Source organism: Mastigocoleus sp. MO_188.B34, from assembly GCF_030065675.1.
GTDB lineage: Bacteria > Cyanobacteriota > Cyanobacteriia > Cyanobacteriales > Nostocaceae > Mastigocoleus.
The window spans coordinates 1-17103 of record NZ_JASJDK010000011.1 but is presented as its reverse complement, the minus strand read 5'-3'; the positions used below and the strand labels follow the sequence as shown (position 1 = coordinate 17103).

General features: G+C 39.3%; 15 protein-coding genes. 7 read left to right on the top strand and 8 right to left on the bottom strand.

The window, feature by feature from the left end:
* Window positions 1–92: 92 nt before the first annotated feature.
* From QNJ50_RS04205 to QNJ50_RS04195, 3 genes are all read right to left on the bottom strand, one after another.
* Complete coding sequence (locus QNJ50_RS04205) at window positions 93–2741, bottom strand: ATP-binding protein (protein ID WP_300632391.1); 2649 nt, start codon at window positions 2739–2741, stop codon at window positions 93–95.
* 282 nt (window positions 2742–3023) lie between these two features.
* Window positions 3024–3197 (bottom strand): hypothetical protein, encoded by a 174-nt coding sequence (locus QNJ50_RS04200; RefSeq protein WP_300632389.1) that lies wholly within the window; start codon window positions 3195–3197, stop codon window positions 3024–3026.
* On the bottom strand, window positions 3187–6240 hold the full coding sequence (locus QNJ50_RS04195; RefSeq protein WP_300632387.1) for an HAD-IC family P-type ATPase: 3054 nt from the start codon (window positions 6238–6240) through the stop codon (window positions 3187–3189). The genes QNJ50_RS04200 and QNJ50_RS04195 overlap by 11 nt, the downstream gene beginning before the upstream one ends.
* A gap of 516 nt (window positions 6241–6756) precedes the next feature.
* On the opposite strand from QNJ50_RS04195, the gene QNJ50_RS04190 reads away from it, so the two are divergent.
* The 4 genes from QNJ50_RS04190 to QNJ50_RS04175 all read left to right on the top strand — a co-directional run bounded on the left by QNJ50_RS04190 (window position 6757) and on the right by QNJ50_RS04175 (window position 9064).
* A complete protein-coding gene (locus QNJ50_RS04190) occupies window positions 6757–7128 on the top strand; it encodes a DUF4342 domain-containing protein (protein ID WP_300632384.1) in 372 nt (123 codons plus the stop codon).
* A gap of 50 nt (window positions 7129–7178) precedes the next feature.
* A complete protein-coding gene (locus tag QNJ50_RS04185; RefSeq protein ID WP_300632381.1) occupies window positions 7179–8147 on the top strand; it encodes a 2-dehydropantoate 2-reductase N-terminal domain-containing protein in 969 nt (322 codons plus the stop codon).
* 38 nt (window positions 8148–8185) lie between these two features.
* Entirely contained in the window at window positions 8186–8398 is a 213-nt protein-coding gene (locus tag QNJ50_RS04180; protein ID WP_300632378.1) for a hypothetical protein, read from the top strand.
* A gap of 99 nt (window positions 8399–8497) precedes the next feature.
* Window positions 8498–9064, top strand: a complete 567-nt coding sequence (locus tag QNJ50_RS04175; protein WP_300632376.1) for a hypothetical protein — start codon at window positions 8498–8500, stop codon at window positions 9062–9064.
* Here QNJ50_RS04175 and QNJ50_RS04170 read toward each other — a convergent pair.
* The 4 genes from QNJ50_RS04170 to QNJ50_RS04155 all read right to left on the bottom strand — a co-directional run bounded on the left by QNJ50_RS04170 (window position 9053) and on the right by QNJ50_RS04155 (window position 13357).
* Window positions 9053–9925: an alpha/beta hydrolase gene (locus tag QNJ50_RS04170; protein WP_300632373.1), complete on the bottom strand. Its 873-nt coding sequence runs from the start codon at window positions 9923–9925 to the stop codon at window positions 9053–9055. The two genes, QNJ50_RS04175 and QNJ50_RS04170, sit on opposite strands and share 12 nt — an antisense overlap.
* A gap of 198 nt (window positions 9926–10123) precedes the next feature.
* Window positions 10124–11515, bottom strand: coding sequence for a C45 family peptidase (locus QNJ50_RS04165; protein ID WP_300632371.1), 1392 nt, complete (start codon window positions 11513–11515; stop codon window positions 10124–10126).
* Window positions 11516–11833: 318 nt separating this feature from the next.
* Window positions 11834–12910: a heparan-alpha-glucosaminide N-acetyltransferase domain-containing protein gene (locus QNJ50_RS04160; RefSeq protein WP_300632368.1), complete on the bottom strand. Its 1077-nt coding sequence runs from the start codon at window positions 12908–12910 to the stop codon at window positions 11834–11836.
* Window positions 12911–13096: 186 nt separating this feature from the next.
* The gene (locus QNJ50_RS04155; protein WP_300632366.1) at window positions 13097–13357 is read right to left on the bottom strand and encodes a hypothetical protein; all 261 of its coding nucleotides are present in this window, start codon (window positions 13355–13357) and stop codon (window positions 13097–13099) included.
* 390 nt (window positions 13358–13747) lie between these two features.
* Here QNJ50_RS04155 and QNJ50_RS04150 point away from each other — a divergent pair, with 390 nt between their 5' ends.
* From QNJ50_RS04150 to QNJ50_RS04140, 3 genes are all read left to right on the top strand, one after another.
* Window positions 13748–14101: a hypothetical protein gene (locus QNJ50_RS04150; protein ID WP_300632363.1), complete on the top strand. Its 354-nt coding sequence runs from the start codon at window positions 13748–13750 to the stop codon at window positions 14099–14101.
* Between the two features lie 407 nt (window positions 14102–14508).
* Entirely contained in the window at window positions 14509–14928 is a 420-nt protein-coding gene (locus QNJ50_RS04145; RefSeq protein ID WP_300632360.1) for a hypothetical protein, read from the top strand.
* 317 nt (window positions 14929–15245) lie between these two features.
* Window positions 15246–16070 carry an IS5 family transposase gene (locus QNJ50_RS04140; protein ID WP_300632357.1) on the top strand — a complete coding sequence of 275 codons (825 nt, stop codon included), beginning with the start codon at window positions 15246–15248 and terminating at the stop codon, window positions 16068–16070.
* Window positions 16071–16344: 274 nt separating this feature from the next.
* On the opposite strand, the gene QNJ50_RS04135 is transcribed toward QNJ50_RS04140, so the two are convergent.
* A partial coding sequence (locus QNJ50_RS04135) for an ERF family protein (protein ID WP_300632356.1) occupies window positions 16345–17103 on the bottom strand: 759 nt, incomplete at its 5' end.

Here is a 17103-nt window from a genome sequence, read left to right as displayed (position 1 = left end):
ATCTAATTAAATCCTTAAACTCTAAATTTTTAAACTCTAAATTTTTAAACTCTAAATTTTTAAAATCTAAATTCTTAGACTAATAACTTAATTCAAATTAATGGTTTGACTAAATTAACAATTGCTGAATCATCAAAGTTTTGACTAAATTCCAGCAATTTATTCGCAAAGGGTATATATTGGGAGTCAATTTCTTTGAGACGATTAGCTTCCTGCTGTACGTCCCCAATAAAACCGTTTTTTGCAGCCTGGTAAAGAACTATCAACAATTCTGGCGGTGGTGTAACAAATTTTGTTAGCTCAGTGTCCTGTGAAGATGCTTCCTCCGTAACTAGCTCACGATCCTCAATCCACTGGAGTTGTAAGTGTTTTTGTAATATTTTCAACAACTCTGTAAATTCAAACGGTTTAGGTAGGAAACCGGTACAGCCAGCATCCAAAGTTTCTTGTGGCTCCACTCGTGACAAGTGTGCAGAAGAAGCAATAATTGGTGTTGTGGCAAAATTAGGTATTTGTCGTAAATGGCGAGTCATCTCTAAACCATCCATCACCGGCATAATTGCATCTGTAATTACTAAATCTGGTTGAATTTGGATGATTTTATCTAGCCCTTGCCGTCCATTTTCTGCTGGAATTACTTGGAAATCTAAAGGTTCTAAAGTGTCGATGACTACATCTCGGTTTTCTTGGTTGTCATCCACTATCACAATAGTTAGGCGTTCGCCTTGATAACCCACAACTTTACTATTGGAGAATTCAGTTTGAGCAGTCCATTCTGTCGTAGCAGATAACTCCACTTCAAACCAAAAAGTACTACCCTCACCCAATAGGCTTTCAACATGAATTTTACTTCCCATCATTTGCACAATTTGGTGGCTAATTGCTAGTCCCAATCCCGTACCTTCCACATTACGTTGTTGTTTTTCTGTTTGTTCGAAGGGTAAAAATATTTTCGCCAGCTTATCAGGAGGAATACCGATACCAGTATCTTCCACTAGAAAACGAATATGATAACTTTGGTCGGGATTTGTCCTATTTCCCAATACTTTAACTTGGAAGGTTACACCTCCTTCATCAGTAAATTTAACAGCATTACTGAGTAAATTAAGTAATACCTGGCGCAGGCGTTTATCATCAGCATAAACAGCTATTGGTAGTTGCTCATCAATTTGATAATCAAGGAAGATCCCTTTTTGTTCTGCTTTGATCCGACAAATATCAACAGTAGTGGCTAAGAAATTACCTAAATGTAAATTTTGGGGATGTAGTTTCATTTTTTGCACTTCTAATTTAGAAAAGTCGAGAATATCATTAATTAATGTCAGTAAATGAGAAGCACAGTTAAGAATAGTGGCTAACCCTTTTTGATGTTTATTTGCCGTTTCGGGGTCGCGTTGGAGGATTTGAGCATAACCCAATATGCCATTGAGGGGAGTTCTGAGTTCATGATTCATGTTGGCGAGAAATTCACTCTTGGAACGGTTGGCAACTTCTGCTAGTTCTTTTGCCTGTTCTAATTCAGTAGTGCGTTCTCTAACACGTTGCTCCAAATCAGCATTTACTTTCTCAATAGTTTTTAAAGAAGCTGCTAGATCGGCTCCTGTTTGCCGTAATCGTACCTCAGATTTCTTCAGTTCTGCTAATGCTTGCTGTCGCTTCACCCATAAGCTTGTCAGAAACCACAAACCCAAGCCAAAAAATCCAGTCAACCCAAGATAAAAAATTAACAAAATAGGCTGTGCAGCCTGCACTTGCTTTTCCAATACTGCTGTTGGGACAAAGGAAACCAACTTCCATTGGTAGGATTTTGCATCCACAGTGTTTTGATTAAAACCAGACAACTGAGAAATTTCAGTACCCAATTCTGAATTCCAGATGTCTTTAAGGGGGTAGATTGTTGTAAAGCTAAATAAGCCGTTTGGTGTCTGAAATTGACCTGTTTCGAGGGTTGATATCTGCTTCCACGCTTTAGGAAAGGTATTGGCAAAGGTACGATGTTTACCATCTTCATACATGAATCCCCACTCATCTTCCGGTTTTATACCCTTCAACCAATAACCTTGTGAATTAAGCAGTAAAGTCTTACCAGTAGTAGTAGTTTTTTCTTGTCCTAGTTGATTCAAAAGGTTTTGAGCAAGATAGTTGAGGACAACTATACCTTCCATTTTCCCAGAATTAAAAATGGGAGTTACAAAGCGAATCATCGGTTTGAGAGGTTGCTCTATCTTCCCATTCTCTACATTTAAATCCATGGGTGAAATGAAAACTTCTCCTTCCCGTAATTTAAGGCTATTCTGAAACCAGTAACGTTGTGATTGATTTTGTAAGTTAGCATCTGGAACAATCCCAGGCTTTCCCTCATTGAAATTTATCCTTACCCTTTCTTGTCCAGTGCGATCGAGAAGGCGTATCTGGTCATATATCTGTTTCTGCTCAGACATTGCCAGGAATTTTTTGTTAAGTAGCTGTTGAAAGCTTTGCTTATTCTGGGGCGAGATCCTAGAACTTAGTATAATATGCTCCTCATTCCACATTGTCATCATCATCAAATCAGCCCGGATGTCACTGAAGCGATCTGCCAAACTTGTTGCTCTGATGCGAACACTTTGGTCTTCAGCAATAGCAATTGCTGTGCGATTGCTGTTCTTTTTATTTTCATAAAATCCTACAAATCCAATTCCCAAGAACAGGGCTACTGGCAAAAACATACTGAGAAACCGCTTGACGATCTTTGCGGACATTGAGAAACTCCTTTTAAGTCTGCAGTTAGTTCAGATTTAAACCTTATAACTACATAAATAATTCCCAATAGTAGACAACAGCAAACATCAGGATAAACGTATCTAAAATTAACAAAAATCGATGAATATCCAAAGGTAAGGTAGATCCCTCTTTGGAATTTCTAATAACGGGACTTAAACTTGTAGTAGTCAGGTTTTAAAAAGCTGGAAGCCCCGACCTCTACGTTCGTCGCAGACGCGTCTCAGTGGGTCAATGTAGTTCACCAGTACCATTTAGGATATTTATGTATTCATTCCAAATTCGGCAAAATCATCCCATGATTCAGCAACGCCAGATTTTGTAATTGAATATGGATACCTACCAAAAGTACTAGTGCTTACCCAGCGTTCGCAATTCCGGTAATTATAGTAAGCCATTTGATAACCATGATGTATTACACCTAGTTCAAGTCTCATTCCCCAAGTTCTTAACCCCTTCATTCACCAATAAAGGCAACACAGCACTAGTAGCAATTACAGCACTATCTAAGAGATGAATCGGTGTTATTTGTAGAAGATCCTTCAAACCTGGAACAATCGCAGCTAATATCTGGAGTGCAAAAGAACCGCTAAGGGCAACTGTTAAGTATTGATTGGGCGGTAGTTTATGTTTACTAAAAATACTGCGTGTTTTAGAACGACAACTCAGAGCATGTAATAACTGTGCCGATGTCAAGCTCATGAAACCAATCGTACTTGCTTGGGAACCAATGCCATATCTACTAATACCGTAACCGTATGCTCCCAGAGAACTGATAGACAATGCAGTTGACTCCCGAATAATTCTCTTAAGGTCCGATGTCTTAATAATTGGTTCTTCGGGATCCCGGGGGTTCTGACTCAATACATCTGGTTCTGGTGGTTCCAAAGCAAGGGCTAGTCCGGGGAAAATGTCAGTAACTAGGTTCAGCCATAAAAGTTGCATCGCATTTAGGGGCTGACCAATACCAGCTGATGTAGCAGCTAGCATGACCATAATTTCACTAGTGTTGGTTGATAGCAAGAAATGGACAGATTTTCGGATGTTGTTATAGATCGTTCGTCCACGACTGACGGCAACAATCATGGTTTCGAGATTGTCATCTTCTAAAACTACATCTGCTACCTCACGAGCAACATCTGTTCCCGTATGTCCCATTGCTACTCCAACATTGGCGGCTTTCAAAGCTGGGGCATCATTAATTCCATCTCCAGTCATGGCAACAATTTTACTGCTACCCTGCAGCGCCTGAACAATTTGTAATTTATCAGCAGGACTGATACGGGCAAAAACCTGAATGCGATCGCACAGTGCTTGCATCACTTGGGGTTCAATGTTATTTAGATGAGTCGAATCAAGGATTTCCATCTTTCCGCCATTGCTCAAATTCAATTTCTTACCAATGGCGTATGCAGTTGGACTTTGATCGCCAGTAATCATTACCGTATTGATTCCAGCTTGATGAAAATTACCTATCAGCTGTTTCACCCCATTGCGAATTGGGTCTGTCATACCCACAAGACCAAGCCAAATGAAATTATTACCAAAGTGAATATTTTCTATTTCGTCAATCGAATAAGCAGCCCCAAGTACCCGCAATCCATTGCTTGCCATGCGCTCGTTTTCTATTTCAATCGCTAGCCTGTCTTCATTTGCAAGACTTACTTTTTGACCATCTTGGATTTGCCAGTTGCACATGGCTAAAACTTCCGAGGGGCTACCCTTAAGTGCCAGCAGATTACGACCATCACAACTTGAATGTAGCGAGGTCATGTAATTGCGGTCTTGAGAACGTTGATTTATTTTTAATAGTGGATAATTTTGCCTCAAAGCCTTCACATCAACTCCAGAGTCGATTCCCAGATAGATTAAGGCGTTTTCGGTAGCTGAACCTCTGATGACATAATCGCCATTTTCACCATCTAATCGACTCTCGTTGCATAAAAGCAATATGTGAATCATCTTTAAAATTGCATCGCTCTGGTAAGGGTTAAGCAATTCTTCCCCTGCAATCAAATTCCCTGACTCAAACTCGATCCGTTTGTTATCCGCATATAGTTCTACAACTGACATTTTGTTTGCCGTGATGGTTCCAGTTTTATCCATGCAGATAGTCTGGATAGAACCAAGGGTTTCCACAGCATCAAGACGACGGATGAGGACTTTATGCTTCCTCATTTTGGCAATTCCTAGGGCAAGAGTGGTAGTTGCCACTGCTGGTAGTCCTTCCGGAACTGCCGCCACTGCCAAAGATATAGATGACTTCATCATTTCCAGCCAGCCATATCCACGCAACAGTCCGATACCAAAAACAACAGCACATACAGCACTGGAGACAAACACGAGTTGACTGCCTGCCTTATCAAGTTGTTTTTGCATAGGAGTTTGGGGCAAGGTGGCTTCCCCAACCATTGCTTGGATTTTACCCATTTCCGTATATTGACCGGTGGCGACAACTACAGCGAAACCTTGTCCGCCAGTCACTAATGTCCCCATGTAAACCATGTTGATGCGATCGCCAAGGGGAATATTCTCAGCATTGAAGACTTTTGGAATTTTCATGACCGGCATACTTTCACCTGTCAGGGCAGACTCATCAATACTTAAATGTTCTGCTTCAATCAGTCTGGCATCAGCAGGCACATAACTGCCGGGTTTAAGAATGATAATATCTCCGGGAACAATCTCTTGAGCGGTGATTTCTTGCAAATTACCATTTCTCATCACCCAAGCAGATGGTCTGACCAAAGTTTTGAGTGAATGAATGATTTTTTCGGAGTGGCTTTCTGTGGTATAACCGATAACGGCATTAATTCCCACTACCCCCATAATTACCAAAGCATCAATTAAACCTCCAGTGGCGATGGAAAGCCCTGCTGCTAAGGTCAACAAACCTACAGGAAGGGATTGGAACTGCTCAATAAACATACTCAGGCGCGAACGGCGAGCTGTCTGGGGAAGGATATTCGCCCCGTATTGCTGTAGCTTTGTTTGTGCGGACTCGTAAGATAATCCCGATACCTTTGATGTCTGGAAGTTAGCAATTACCGAGTCCACTTCGCGAATATGCCAGGGTTCATTTTTTTGCTCCTGAACATCAGGATTTAGTTTTTCCACACGGATAATCGGTTTGCTTAATTTTTTATGGTGTAATTTTTTGCTCTTTGGTAATATACTCTTTCGGCTGAGGAATTTGCAAAGTTTGCTTCGGTGTTCTATTACTATTGTTTCAATGAGATAGGAAATCTCGGTAACACTGTAATCCGAAGAGAAAATGACAAGTACATTACCAGTTAATGTGTTAGCACGAACTTGAGTAATATATCTTTCTGTTTTAAGTCTTAACTCCAGCAGTATTTTGAGATTATCTGAATTGCGAAGTCCATCGACTTTATACCTCACTCTTCCAAAGACTGTGGTGTGTATTACTGAAACTAGAGGTTTTTTAACACGATTGGAGTTGCTATAGTGATTTTTCATGTTTCCATTGATTGATTAATGGAACACTATTTTTCTGCGGAAAGTGTGGATTTCCTCTATTATTCTAAGTTTATTTTGATGTCTAGAGAATACAAGTATTGCAAAACTTCACCGATATTGCAAAACTTCACTCCCAGATATATCGTCAGGGTAAACGGAAGAAAAATGAAACCGTAATATGCTCAGGAAATCCAGGTTTATATATGTATTTCCAATGCCTGTAGTAGGGCGAACAAAATTTTGCGTGGGTTCTAGCTAAGTACCCAAAATTTTCTCATTGAGATTGCTTTTAAGGTTTAGAAATGCCAACTCACAATTTCTTCATATTTATTTTGTAAGATAAAGTGAAAGAAAATATGTACGATAACGATTTATACATACCTGCCGTTTAAGCTTCTTTTCTGGTGGGTAATGAAACTTAAATATACTTAAATATATTTACCCACGCAAGTGCTCAAAACATCATATACCCGTACAAATATTAAGAAATATATGCAATAAAATTGGTACTATGTTATGGATACAAATCTTCAGAAAACCATCAAAAATCCAGATACTGCTGAATCTGAAATTCTCGCCACTGAGACAGAAACAGTCCTCAAAGATAAAGTGACCATCGAGGAATTCAAGATTTCTGGTGACACACTAGTAGCCAAAATCAAAGAACTCATCCATCAGGGCAACATTCGTCGCATTATTATCAAAAACGAAGAAGGTCATACCCTAATCGAGATTCCGATGACCGTAGGTGTGATTGGGGGCGTTATCAGCGCAACCTTATTTCCAGTGATTGCAGCTGTCGGCGTTATTGGTGCTATGGTAGCACACCTTACAGTTGTTATTGAGCGTCAAGAATCAGGCCCGTCAAATCACCAAGATCAAGACTGAGTTTCATCAAATTTTGTTGATTTCGCCAATGTCAGTCTAAGGAGAAGGGTATGAAAATTTTGTTCTATGGTGCCGGGGTAATTGGAAGTTTGTATGCCGCACGATTACAAGACGCGGGTAATGATGTCTCGATTCTTGCGAGAAGACAGCGCCTAAAAGACATCAGAGAGTATGGCATTGTTTTAGAACATGCCTTGACTGGCAAACAAACGACCACTCACATAGATATATTGGAGCAATTATCCCCGGAAGATGCTTACGACCTGATTGTGGTGGTGACGCGTAAGAATCAGGTTCAAGCAGTATTGCCAATTTTGTCAGCCAATAAACGCACCCCTAATGTGATGTTTATGGTCAACAATCCATCTGGCTATGATGATTGGATTCAAGCGGTTGGTCGAGAGCGCCTCTTGCTCGGGTTTCCTGGCGCAGGCGGGACGTTAGAGAAGCACATCGTTCGCTACATCGTGGTTTCGGGAATGTTTCAACCCACTAAATTGGGTGAACTGGATGGACGCATTACACCCCGACTTAAGGAAATTGTCAGCACGTTTAAACAAGCAGGTTTTCCAGTGGCTATCAGCCGTAATATGGATGCCTGGCAAAAAACCCATGTGGCGCTAGTAAGTCCGATTGCCAATGCTTTGTATATGGCAGGGGGCGATAATTACCGATTGGCGCAGATGCCGGAAGCTCTTCATCTCATGGTGCGCGCGATTCGTGAAGGATTCCAGGTGTTGCGGGCGCTCGGTATCCCTATTACCCCCGCCAAACTAAGGCTTTGGGAGTGGCTGCCGGAGCCGATTCTAGTCGCACTTTTGAGACGTTGGGTGAATACCAAGCATTTTGAAGCCGTTGCCGCCCGCCACGCCAATGCCGCCCGTGATGAGATGAAACAACTTGCGGATGACTTCAAAGTATTAGCCCGCCAAATGTCGGTTGCGACACCAGCGATCAATCAGCTAACTAGTTATATCGACTTACATCGAACTGACAGCTTTGGGGTCGCTCACACTTGATAATTGGTTAATTACTTTTGGAGGGTGGGTATATGAAATTGAAGATTTTAGGGGGTTTGGCTATTACACTGGTCTTCATCAGCAGTTTTTTGCTAGTAGGGGGATGGTATTGGTTCAGGGGATGGGCTTTTATCGGACTCCTGATCGTTGGTCAAACCATAAGTATGTTATACATGTCGCGCAACAATCCCAACCTGCTGATGAGACGCGGTCGGATTGGTAAAGGTACAAAAACTTGGGATATTGAGTAATTTCTGAGACATCCAGCTTATGTAAGTGGTTGACAAACTCACAATTTCCCCAAGTTCTTTCAATAGGATGAAAATAGAAAGCAGTCGGAGAAATACAACATGTCTGGCTGGTATAATTTTATTGCTTTGATAAGCTTGGTTGGCTGGCTGCTATTTTCTAGCGCCGCAACATCGCCTGCATCGTTAGAAAAAGAAGAAAAGGCTGGTATTTCGCCAATGGCAGAGACTTTGCTGGTTAATCTTCCAGATGGAGCTTATCAGTTATGCACTGAACCCGATCCTCAAGATTGGCGTGATGGAGCAGGAGTATGCCTCAACTGTGTGAAGCAAGGTATGAGCATCGATGGCTACTATGGCTATCCCCACAGTGATAGCTTTGTGTGTCTGCGAGGGAAGCTTTCCAAAAATTGGCTATACGGTGAGGGAATGGTTATTTCCTGGGTGGGAAATCCCTGGTTTGAAATTCCTCAGAAAAAGTTCACTTGGGACAAAGAAGAACGGTTAAATCTGAGCCAGGGAAATTTGATGCACAGTGATGGGATAGGGGAAGATCGGGTCAAATGGATTATTTTTAAACAGGCGAGTTTGAACATGCAGGGGTTGTATCTCTATCCCAACCCTCGCATGACGTCGCCAACCCAACTGTGTGACTGGTCATTTAATTGATGGGGAGCTTTGTGACGATGAAAACAATCCAATAACAATTGGACTTTGGACTATCGCCTTGTGTTGCTCAATTACTCCATCTAATGCCAAATTTCTATCAGATTTTTGTTTAAAGCAATTATCAGCATATATCTGCGATTGTATACTACTTTGATTAACAGAGTTTTCAAATATAGGTAAAATTGTTCGAGAATCATTTATTGTTAACTGCCTGGTGGGATTATCGCAATCACAAAGTAACTCCTGTTGCAATGGACCAAATACTAATGCCAAAAACTTATTCCATCGCTCCGTAAATAACTTGACATCACGGTGAACTGTATCCAAGTTTTTTAGGTTAAGCCTTACTTTCGATTTAGGATAGTGTCTAGCCAGTTGTATAAATGACATATTATTATCTAAGTATGCCTCATATAAAGCTATCCCCAAGCTTTCTGTATCTTCTCTACCTAATGGCGAACCTACAAGTTTATTCACTTGGATTAACAGAAATTCAATCTCTTTCTCATTCAGTTCTACCCCATCATCCTCGAGAATAGATTCATCGAGTAATAAAGTTGATACTCTTTTTGCAGTTAGTGGAATTTTCTCTAAAAATCTCTCCAATTTATCAGAAGCTTTACCAGTCTTGGAAAAGTTTTCCAGTTGTTTATAAGGTACTGAGGTGCGAGTATTTCCGTATTCTAGAATGACAGTTTTAGCAGCATATGCTGATTGTACTGGAGCTAAAACAAAAAAACTAGCACATAAAATCAGTAAAAGACTTCGAGTAAGGGACTTCAAAGTAATAAAATATCCAGCCCTTGCGTTGCGCCTATCGGACGCATCCTGCGGATGAACGGCGCAACGCGCAGCAGTCATCGGTTTTACCCAAAATATATTTGATAGGGCTGGATATTTTATTTTTTGGATCTCTCTAAGAAACTTGAAGTTGAAACACTTGTCACTGAATGCAGAGAGGAAATTCCCAAGTTTAAATTTGAGTGCCATTTTCGTTAACAGTTAACGGTTAACAGCAAACAGTTAACTGTCTTCAGAACTAACTGTTCGCTGATTTATTTAATAGATTGCTTTTGCAGGACAAGATTTAGGGTTGGGTAAACCAAGCATGTCGCCCAGAGAAAAGCAGGTAAATTGATTTTTAGGAATCGGGACTTTGCCAGCTGCGATCCAAAATAGTAAACGTTCTGGGTCAAAAACAACCTGTCGTAATGAACCATTACCACCGATACTTGCATTGTCATCAAATACAGATGGGGGACTGGCTTTTTTCGTAAGGGGGTTAGTGCGATCGCGCAGAATTTTAACTATTTCCGAGGGATTAATTTTGCCATAACGGGATTGGGACCCATTTTTTTCTAACAATTGCTCAAACCGCTGATATCGCAATAGACTGGATTCTGTTGGTGTTGAATCTTTACCCTTTACTTCTGGTGACAGGAAATGATTAGTCATATAGATTGCACCATTGCCTTTCAGTTCGCGCACACCCATTTTCTGATTGAGTAATTCAAATACCCCAGCTTTATGAGATTTACCGTCTGTAATCATGATTAAGTCTGCCATTAGACGATTATTGTTAGCCATAATGGCATGGGCATCTTCGTAGGTCCGGGCTCTTTTCATTACTTGAGACATTAGCTGCACATTACTTCTACCATCTGGAGGCATTGTCTCAATTTCCTTCGGACGTGCTGTATCTAATGAAATAGAAATACCTTCAGCATTTAAACCCGAATTTGGCCAAACCATCCCCGGCACCGAAATAATCATATAAGGAATGCCATTATTAGGCTGTCGCACAAAAACCGTGGTATTGTCCACCCAGTATTTAATCGGTTCTTCGTTATTGTCTAGGGTACGACCATGATAAAGATGACCATCAGTGGTAGCATCGCCTGTCGCAGCAAAATTCGCGCAGCCATCATGAAATAAAATATTTGGCAGGGTATAACCGAATATCTCCTTATATACGTCACCGAAGGCTAGGACCATACAAGCATCCATCGTCATTCCAATATCACTGGTGGCATCAACTAAACCCTGACACTCTTGATAAATTCCAGGAAAGGAATTCCGTTTAGCCAGTTTCGACATCAGCATCAGCTTGCCGAAGAAACTTAGTACGCTAATCACTTCCCGATCCATTGAGGCAATTTCATTATGTAAAAATTTGCCATGCTGATAGCCCATTTCATAGGGTGTACCCCGCAACCAGACAACTTTGATTGCACCTATATCTTCTCTGTGAGGTGGTACTGGTTTCCAATTTCCCTGAGATGGCTGCCACTTTGTAGGTTGAGTTAATCCTGGAACATCAGGAAGTGGTTTAATATTTTGAGTCAGTTGGGAAAAAACTGGCAAAGTGTGCCAATTTAAAAATATTACTAAACATAATGTGAAGATTAGTATCAATCCATTTTTCAACCAGTTATATATCTTAATCTTCATGTATAAATCCCAAACAAAAATATAGTTGATTCGATTGATTTTGATTGTTTGCAACCAAAACAGTTCAGTATCAAATGAAGAATAGATTTAATTCTCAGGATTAAAAAATTAATCTCTTTGGATTTTATACATATTCAATCATTTTATCGATAGTTTTGAGATTGAATTAAACAATATTTAATCTGATATATAAAAACAACTTGAAAATGAGCGTCAATGCTAGACACTTTTCCAAAACTGGGTTCGGCTATACAATCCCAAGTCAGTGACTGGGAAAGATCGCATTTCGGTAAAAAAATAACCAGCCTCTAAGCAGGGCTAAATCCACGAAAACAATTTTCTCACACCCTCCTTCTTCACAGAGAAATGAGTGATTAAAAGAACGGTTAATCCAATTAGCGCTGCATCAAAGGCATTTTGCTTGTTTTGATCGAAAATCAACATACTCCAGCCAAAAAGTACCCACTGAATAAAATATATCGCTGTAACATTTTTGCTCCAATAAACAAGTACTTTTATGATTCGATTTTCAACGCCAAACTTTTGCTCAAGCCAATAACAAACGTTAAACCATAAGAATACAAAACCAATGATGACCAAATGTAAGCCTGCACCACTCCGGTGATAATCTCCAATAGGGGAAAAGACTTGGAACGAGAAAATTTCAAGGGAACTTAAAAGTACCATTATTCCTCCCAAAACGCCTAGGAAAAATCCATACTTGCCTATCATTTTGAGGCTTCTCTTGAGTGATTTAATACCAATTAAATACTTACTTAGATACATACCCAGGAGCGGATAAATCACCCACGGGAAAAATGGAAAAGGTACGTTTTTGGTCACCCCCCAAAGAAAATGAGACACTGGATTACTATCGAATTTTCCCCACAAAAAGGGTGAAGCTAAAAGGACAAATGCAGCAAGAAAAGGTATAAAAAATTTTTGTTCGGCTATGTTTTTTATCAATGCGCCAAAAATGATAGACAAGCCAGCTAACTGAAAAATATCAACGTAGAATAATACGTTTAGCGGGGTCTCACCTTCAGATAAATTAAGGCTATCGCTGCCAAATATTGTTACAGCTATTAGTAAAGGAATCGTAAAGCGAAGTAAGTTTAAGATAAATCCAAGTATAAGTAGCTTAATTCCTCTCCATATGCTTCGTCCCATACTGGAGTCTGATTTCATTAACAATGCACCCATGATCAGCATGAATACCGGAGCAGATGGAGCTGTTCCTAATAAAGTGAAGAAATTTGCAAATAAGTTTTTTCCCTCTCCAGCAGATACTTCATGAACAATCATACAATGCTGGGTAAACATGCCGAATATCGCAAAACCACGAGTGATATCTAAATAGTAAATTCGTTTTTTAATCTGATTGTTTTGTGTCATTATTTTTTAGTACTAAGGCACCGTGTAAAAATAAGTTAAACAAGTCTTTTTTGAGATATCTGTCTGGGCAAAGAGATTACGCGTTTGGTTATGTTCACGTAGTGCGTTCAAAGACTTGTTCAACTTATTAATGCATAACTCCTAACGGGATCGCTAGAACAAGATAAACAACGAGGAAAGTGAAGGTTAAGGGACTTCAAAGTAATAAAATATCCAGCCCTTGCGTCCCCCCTTTAGGGGGTTACGCGCAGCAGCTATTGGTTTTACCCTTCGTGGCGCTAGCCGCGCGGTTTGTTCGGCTATGCCGCGTCCTAATATATTTGGTAGGGCTGGATATTTTATTTTTTGTATCTCTCTAATGTGATCAGGAGCAGGTTCTGACCTGTGAAATTCAAGCCAACTACCAGTCCTGGTAGGTGCCAGAAATGTTAATACTCTTTTGTTCATTCCGGTTTACCAATATGCTGGACTGTGATCCCCGTTGCAATTTTTTTCCCATTCTCAACTCTCACACCCCCTTGAGGCATGGGCAATTGGCAATCTCAAATTATGGATATCAGCGATTTCAGAAAAGAATATACGCTAGAAGGTCTAAGACGCGAACACCTCAATCAAGATCCTTTTAAATAATTTGAACTATGGTTTCAACAAGCTTAGAGCAGTGGCTTTATCCTCAGCCCCAATGGTCAACTTTTAATTGACCCGAATGTCAATACTGCCAATGTTTGGGATTTAAAGACGGGGCGAATTTTGCATACCCTCAACGAAAATAGACTTTCCTTTACTTTGCGAAACCTTACGATCAGTCCTGATGGGCAAACACTGATTATTTTTGATATGGATAAGCATAACCCTTCCCTTTTGAGTGAACCTAATCGACAGAACAGCATTATCGAATTATGGGACTTAACTACGGGTAAACTGAAACAAACTCGTCGAGTGACTGGCTGGATAAATCCTCTAGCTATTAGCCCTGATGGACAAATCCTGGTAGGAGGCGATCGCTTGGATGAAATCATCAAAGTTTGGGATCTGCATACTGGTGAGCTCTTATATGTCCTGCCAAAATTGTTGCCTTCAGTTGATCACGTTACCATTAGTCCGGATGGACAGTTTCTTGCCAGTAGTAGTATTTCTTGGAGAAAACGAGATAAAATTGCTCTTTGGCGGTTGGTAAAACCCAAGCCATAATTCCCCTCTGCTTATGCCTGAAATAGTTACATTAATTTTATCCTGCTATTACTCATTACCCAATACTTCCACCGCTTCTTATGAATAAACCGGGAGCAAACTCAGGGTAGATTTTTAGGTAGTGATTCCAAGGGACGCAATGTTTTTATTTTGTTGACAGATTTAACTAGAAAAAATAGATTATGACATGAGTAAGTCTCTGAAACGAATGGCACGTCATAATATTCAACCTGTCCTTTGTTCACGCAGTGCGTCTAAAAGAAGACTCAATCAATTTTTATCCCGCCACTTTTTTGAGTAATAAGTGCGAGGTATATTTTTTGCAATTACCCTTAAGGACTGTTTCCCACAACAAACCTCAAAATATTACTAGACTAAAAATAGTCCACTTATTTTTTGGGGGGGCTATGGATAATTTACAGCTAGCAGCAGGAAACGCACAATTGTTGTTAGATTGCTTGGAGTTGAACGACATCGAAGCCTTGCAATATCTCCTCGACTGTTTATCACCAGACCAAAAGCAAGCCGTCAAGTCAGTCCTCACCAACGAGCAATATCAACAGATTCACCAAGCTTTGAAACTGTATAAATTGAAGAAGAATTTAAAGGTGGGCGATTGGATTGTTTGCCATCCAACCCGATTGCATTTCCATAACAATTGGCTTGTGGAAGCTAGGGTGAAATCAATTGGTTTTTCGGGCAAGAAATTTACTTGCACAGTTTCATACCTTGACCATAATCGCAAGCAACGTATTGGTAAAATATTTCAAGCTGATTGGATTTTGAGAAAAGCAGATAAGTATTTGCATTTTGGAAATTCAGGATAAACTTGTATCAATTACTTAGCGCGCTAAACATTTAATTTGTGCATTGCGAACTAAGGGAAGGCCAAAAAATAAATTATCCCACCGTCCTACAAAATTATTTCTAAAACCAAGATATATCGAGGCTTAGCCCTGCCGGGCTAAGCCGACGGTGGGATAATTTATTAATTTGAAGTCCCTAAACTCAATTAATCTATCTCGCCACTAATGTTAAATGATGAGTAATAAGTTTAAGGTGTAATTTTTGCAACTATTATTAGACCTCTTGCAAAAATCTTTTTATGGTAAGATAAAAGGTTTGCTTTCTGACTGAACTAAATATGAGATATTCACAAGTCCGTAAACTTTCCTCTAGAAAATTTAAGCGACTAACTGGAGTTAAACGCAAAACATTCCAAGTAATGGTTAGAATAGTAAAGGCACAAGAAAAACTCAAGAAAAAACCTGGTCGCCCCAACAATTTAACAGTTGGAAACCAAATCTTATTAACTCTACAATATTGGAGAGAATATAGGACTTATTATCATATATCAAACGACAGTAATATACATGAATCTAATGTATGTCGTACAGTAAAAAAAATAGAAAATATATTAATCAAATCCGGTAAATTTAATCTCCCAGGTAAGAAAATATTATTAGATTCATCTATCAATGAAGATTTAATTTTAATGGACGTAATGGAAAGTCCTATTGAACGACCTAAAAAACATCAAAAAATTTTTTATAGTGGGAAACAAAAAGAACATACCCTAAAAACACAGGTAGTATTTGGACTAAAAACTAATAAAATCATATGTTTATCTCATTCAAAAGGAAAAACTCACGATTTTAAATTATTCAAAAAAAGTGATGTAAAATTCCACAAATTACTTAAAGTAATAGCTGATAAAGGTTATCAGGGAATCGCTAAAATTCATAAATTAAGTGAAACTCCACTCAAAAAACCCCGTGGTGGGAAGTTAACAAAATTCCAGAAAAAATATAATCGGGAACTTAACCGGTTAAGAATTGCTGTAGAACATATTAATCGTCGGTTAAAAATTTTTAAAATCTTATCTGACCGCTATAGAAATCGTCACCACAGATTTGGCTTAAGAACGAACTTAATTGCTGGTATTTATAATTACGAATTAGCTGCATAAATTGAGAGTAAAAATTGAATATATTATCAAAATTCAGAAATTAGTAGATGGCTGAATCAATTTTTTATCTCACTTTTTTATATTGTATATAGTCTGACGAAACTTAATAGAAAAACTATCTATTTCTTAGTATTTAAAGTACTAAGGCAATAAATATAAATAACCTCTAATTGTACCATAAAATAACTTTTGCAAGAGGTCTATTCTTAAGAACTGGTTCCCATAAAAACCTTAAAACATTACTTGAACATAAACTATTTAGCACACTAAGTATTTAACTCGTTCGTTGGTAAGCAAACTCAAGTAATTTATCTCGCCATTGCTTGACTGTTTCCACACTGACATTCTTAGGAATGTGGCTAAACTCCTCAACAGGATAACCATTTTGCGTTCCCCATTGCCAACAAATAGATCTAACAAATCCATCAACAACCTCATCGCTCAACGAGTTAAAATTGGTAGAGTTGTTTTTGTGTAGCCACTGCCTAGCAAGCTCTAGAGGATAATCAAGTAGCGCACAAATTTTCTTAACCCGCTCATTTTGACTAACTCGCTCATTTTGGGAAGGTTTATTCTGTACTGACTTCTGTGGTTTACTAGATGTTGGTTTACCAGATACTAGATTGCCATCATCATCCTCATCTGCGGTAATAGAGAGCATTGCACAAATTGCGTATCTACGAGCATAGGTGATTGCTGCTCCAAGCTTTTGAGAATCAGTAGTTTCTGGAAGCGGGTAATTACTCTGAATGAACTCCCCAGACTCATGGTAAAGAAAAGTTTGCAAAGTATATCCCTCGACTATCTGAACAATCGTCAGACCTTGTTCTGCTAAAGCGCTTTCAGTAGCTTCCAACACCGCATCCAAGGTTGCATACTTGCTTTTGAAATATGGATTAACAGCATCCTTACTAATTTTCTTAAAATTTTTCTTAGCTTTGATGAGAGCAGGTATTATTTGTTGCATTGTCTTTGAAGGGAAAGAGGACAAAGTGCAGGGAGTGAAGGAAGCAGGGGAGCGAGGTGCAGGGGG